A 4290-nucleotide genomic window follows, 5' to 3' on the forward strand; every position below is an offset into this window, starting at 1 on the left:
ATAGCTCTCGTCCATTCGCCAGCTTTTCCCAACCGGACGCTTGTGCTGGCGGAAGCCCCTTTCGAAGAGCGGCAGCAGTTTGATGACCCAGTGGTACACCGTCGAATGATCCACCGCGATACCACGCTCGTCCATCATTTCCGCAAGATTGCGCAAACTCAGCGAATAGGCCACGTACCATCGCACGCACAGCAAAATCACTTCAAGCGGGTAGTGAAGGCGCTTCAGCACCTTGGCCAAGCCCGGCGCGAGTGTGGTTCGCGGTGTCTTCGTCTTCTTCATCGCACAGCTCAAAAATTCGCTACCCAATTTTAACGTGGGCCTTACTGCAACAGAACCTTGGTTTTCACATCCTGATTCAGGAGTTCGTCCGGGTTCAGCTCGGGACAATACCCCGGCAGCCGGATCAGGCGCAGACGTTCGGCGTTATCGGCGACGAACTGCCTGACGGCAACGGATCGGTGCACTGGGTGTCCATCGACGATCAGGTAGATCTTGCGCGTGACCTGCCTGAGCATGCGTTTCATGAATTCGATGACCGTCGCGTTCCTGAAGGTTCCCTCAAAGACCATGAAGCTCAACTCCCCGCGGTTCGTAATGGCCGAGACCATGTTGCAGCCGAAGCGTTGTCCTGTCGCGCGCACCACCGGCGTTTGACCCTTAAGCGCGAAGCTCGTGCCGCTGATGTGATCACTACGCAAGCGCATTTCGTCACCCAAGTAGATCGTTGCTTTTTCAAGCTTCGCCTCTTTCGCGATCTGCGGATAGTCCTCGTTCAGCCAGCGTTCGATCACCGCACCGTTGCGCTCGTACGCTCGCCGCACAGGCTCCTGGGCACTCATGCCCCATGCCTTGGTTTCGGCCGGCCGTCCACGCCGACACCGTGATGCCATACTCCCGCTCGATCAGTCGCGCCACCGACTCGCGCGTCCACAGGTAAACGGCAGCGCCAGTTGATCCGGCAGCCGCTCGATGATCAACCTGCGGATTCTCACAGCCTGTCGGCTGTATGGGACCGGAACATCGTTGAACGCTTTTTCAGTCGTATCAAACATTTTCGTCGTGTCGCCACTCGTTATGACAAGCTCGCAGGGAACTATCTCGCTTTCGCGTCGCTTGCTGTGCCTTTGGACCGCTCGTGAGAATGTGAACAGAACCTAGATTAGAGATTGTCCCTTAGCCAATTTGATCCGGTTTCGTTGAACCCGAACCATGCGCCGACACCGGAACACTGTACAACTAGCAGCTTGTCGTCGCGATGCATGTGCGGACGCAAAGTGTCTGCTACTTGCACTGCTGTCAGATCAGTGACGATTACCCAAGTCGAATCCAGGTGATGCAACCACGGCGAGAATGAAGACTCCAGTGTCTGAATGAGATTCGTATAGTCGTGACCATCTATTCGGGTGAGGTCATACCCGACAATGTACGAACTCTGAATACGCCGTGCCATAAAACCCCCGATCGTAATGATGGAGCTTGATATTGCTCATTCCATCATACTAATTAATTACAGGCTCGCCCGCGATTTATCCGATTTTAATTGACTTGGATCAAACAGACCGGATTTAAGATTCGATCTGGCACAAGATATTGAAAATCATTCTTGTTTTCGGCAATTCATGTGTGTACACCCGGAAAATGACGCGCCAATACCAAAGCCGGAATTACTGCTTTGCCTAGTTCGCCTGCGTCGGAGCTGAAGGTCGACAGATGGCGAAGCGATCGGATTTTGAGTCGTTCGGCTTGGTCGGATTTGAAATCCGGGCAAGGCGCGCTGGGCAGCATGGCGGTGGCGACGTTGAAGACGCCATGCTCAACGACAACCATTTATTGGGCACTCGGGCAGGCTGAGAAGATTGTCCGCAATGGTCATGTCGTGCCCGGTCCTGAGGTATTTGTGGCCTTGCGGGGTTTGCCAGACGAGCACATCAGCAGTCTCGCCACCTTCGACAACATAGAAGTTCCACTTACCCGCCTCAATCCCGTCAATAGCGTCTTTCTCGCTGACGTTCCACCGACTCCCGTCGGCATTCTTTCCGCCGATACGCGAAATTGCCTCGTGCCTACGCTGCCTATTTGTCTTCCTGATGCAGAGAACCCGAATACGCTGCGTCATAAAACCCCCCCAGTCTTTATGATAAAGTTTGATATTGTGCGGTCCATCATATTAAGGAATTGCAGGGTTACTGTGATTTATTTGATGTGCATTAGCGCTGCGTCAAGCATAGCCTGATTAACGAAAGCAAAAATGATTTTCAATGCCTTCTGCGAAATCGGATTTTATTTATCCGGCAATAAAATATTGAAACCTTGGGCGCAACACTGGTCGGAGGTGGTATGGAAAAAATCGACTCCCGAACCTTGCCGATGGCGGCACTGAATGAACGCCGTCGCCGCGCGGTGAAGATGCGCATCGAAGGCGTAGCGTTGAAAGAGGTGGCGCTGCGTTGGGATCTGTCGCAATAAGTCGGTCTGCTATGCTGACGGGCCTTAATGCGTGACGTAATCGATGACCGAGAAGCTGAGTCCGGGTGTGGGAAAAGTACTCAAACGCTTGCATTACCCGCTGGACGTGATGTTGCTGTGCGTTCGGTGGTACGTGGCTTATCCGCTGAGCCTGCGCCATCTTGAACAGATGATGGCCGAGCGCGGGATTGCGGTCGATCATTCGACCGTTCATCGTTGGGCACTCAAACTGTTGCCGGTCCTCGAGAAGGCGTTTCGACGGCGCAAACGGACGGTCGGCAAGAGTTGGAGGATGGACGAGACCTACATTCGCATCAGGGGTGAGTGGCGGTATCTCTATCGGGCTGTCGACAAGGCAGGCAACACCGTTGATTTTCTGCTGCGAGCCCCACGGGATAAGGCTGCGGCCCGGGCCTATTTCGAAAAGGCAATCGACCAGAATGGCGAACCCGAGACCGTGACGATCGACAAGAGCGGATCGAATCTGGCTGCCTTGCGGGCGATCAACGCCCCGCGGGAGGTGCCGATAGAGGTGGCGCCGCTTGTTCGGGCAGGGTCCCGAGATTTTTAAGTGGAACCACCGGGGCGTTCATGCTGCCGATTTGATCGCAGGCAGTGTCGCGAAGTATGCCTCATCCGGCGTGCAGTCTTCCAGACTCGAATGAGGTCGTCTCTGGTTGTACAGATTGATGTAATCGCCGATTGAGCGCCGGGCGTGGTTGACCGACTCATATGCCTTCAGATACACCTCCTCATACTTGACGCTTCGCCACACTCGTTCGACGAACACGTTGTCGCGCCAGGCTCCCTTGCCGTCCATGGATAGTTTGATGCCGCGACCCAGAACCGCGTCGGTGAAAGCGGTCGCCGTGAACTGACTGCCCTGGTCGGTGTTGACGATTTCAGGCTGGCCGTATTTCGCGAATGCCTCTTCAAGCGCCTCGACCGCATGGATCGCTTCCAGCGTGATCGCCACGCGATGTGCCAATACCTTCGGCTGGCCCAGTCCACCACAGCCGTCAGATACACGAAGCCCCGCGCCATCGGGATGTAGCTGGTGTCGAGTGCCCACACCTGATTGGCGCGGTTGATCTTCATTCCCTGCAGCAGATACGGCCAGATCTTGTGCTGCTTGTGGCGGCGGCTCGTGTTCGGCCTGCAGTACAGCGCTTCGACACCCATGCGTTTCATCAGCGTGCCCACATGCCGTCGGCCCACCTTGATGCCTTCGCGGCGCAGCAGACGTACCAGCATGCGCGCTCCCGCGAACGGGAACTCAAGATGCAGCTCGTCGTCGATCCGGCGCATCAGTTTCAGTTCCGTCTCGTTGACCGGTTGAATCCGCCTTGCACGCCGCGGTCGCTGTGATGGATCAGCGCGTCCTGCTGCGCCGGCTGTCGCTCGTACAAGGCCTGTTCCAGTGCGTCCAGAACGAACTCCGTGCGCGCCGAGCTCGACACACGCCAGCCGACAATGCGTCGGGCGAACACGTCTATGATGAACGCGACATAGACGAAGCCCTGCCAGCTCGATAGTGGAGTAAGAGACCGGGCGTAGTCGAGCTATCTCCCGGCCTCTCCTCCCCGAACCGGACTTGCACCTCTCAGCGCATCCGGCTCTCCGTTCAAGCGTTGCTCATAGCAAAGGCGACATCGGGATAGCGCGACTCGATGATACTGCGTGCCTCATCGCGCAAGATGTACGGATTTTCCGACGGGTTACGCCACCTGAATTGACCCTTCCGACTGGTAACAAGACGCCGAAGCGCCACCGTCCCGTACCAACCCCGACTATTCTGGCCTTGAAGCAGCCATGTCTTGG

At 56.1% G+C, this 4290-nt stretch carries 3 protein-coding genes and 5 pseudogenes; 4 read left to right on the top strand and 4 right to left on the bottom strand.

The annotated features are described in order from the left end of the window. Positions 1-282: pseudogene (locus GCT19_RS41055) on the bottom strand (IS6 family transposase); the annotation flags it as partial. A gap of 41 nt (positions 283-323) precedes the next feature. Continuing rightward, positions 324-893, bottom strand: a complete 570-nt coding sequence (locus GCT19_RS41060) for an IS630 family transposase (RefSeq protein WP_084598461.1) — start codon at positions 891-893, stop codon at positions 324-326. 120 nt (positions 894-1013) lie between these two features. On the opposite strand from GCT19_RS41060, the pseudogene GCT19_RS41065 reads away from it, so the two are divergent. The 4 genes and pseudogenes from GCT19_RS41065 to GCT19_RS41075 form a co-directional block, all read left to right on the top strand. After that, positions 1014-1142: pseudogene (locus tag GCT19_RS41065) on the top strand (IS5/IS1182 family transposase); the annotation flags it as partial. Between the two features lie 533 nt (positions 1143-1675). Then, positions 1676-2236: a hypothetical protein gene (locus GCT19_RS45180; protein WP_456299588.1), complete on the top strand. Its 561-nt coding sequence runs from the start codon at positions 1676-1678 to the stop codon at positions 2234-2236. 104 nt (positions 2237-2340) lie between these two features. Then, a complete protein-coding gene (locus GCT19_RS44570) occupies positions 2341-2469 on the top strand; it encodes a hypothetical protein (RefSeq protein ID WP_260186049.1) in 129 nt (42 codons plus the stop codon). A gap of 43 nt (positions 2470-2512) precedes the next feature. After that, positions 2513-3004 (top strand): annotated as a pseudogene (locus tag GCT19_RS41075) (IS6 family transposase); the annotation flags it as partial. A 54-nt stretch (positions 3005-3058) separates the two neighbouring features. On the opposite strand, the pseudogene GCT19_RS44205 reads toward GCT19_RS41075, so the two are convergent. Together GCT19_RS44205 and GCT19_RS41085 are read right to left on the bottom strand one after the other, a co-directional pair. After that, a pseudogene (locus tag GCT19_RS44205) lies at positions 3059-3801 on the bottom strand (IS3 family transposase); the annotation flags it as partial. Between the two features lie 14 nt (positions 3802-3815). Continuing rightward, positions 3816-4004: pseudogene (locus GCT19_RS41085) on the bottom strand (DDE-type integrase/transposase/recombinase); the annotation flags it as partial. Positions 4005-4290: the final 286 nt, after the last annotated feature.

Source organism: Paraburkholderia atlantica (assembly GCF_009362785.1).
Taxonomy (GTDB): Bacteria; Pseudomonadota; Gammaproteobacteria; order Burkholderiales; family Burkholderiaceae; genus Paraburkholderia; species Paraburkholderia atlantica.

Coding starts and splice junctions, on each gene's coding strand:
- GCT19_RS41060 (WP_084598461.1), bottom strand. CDS start 893: ATGGCATCACGGTGTCGGCGTGGACGGCCGGCCGAAACCAAGGCATGG.
- GCT19_RS44570 (WP_260186049.1), top strand. CDS start 2,341: ATGGAAAAAATCGACTCCCGAACCTTGCCGATGGCGGCACTGAATGAA.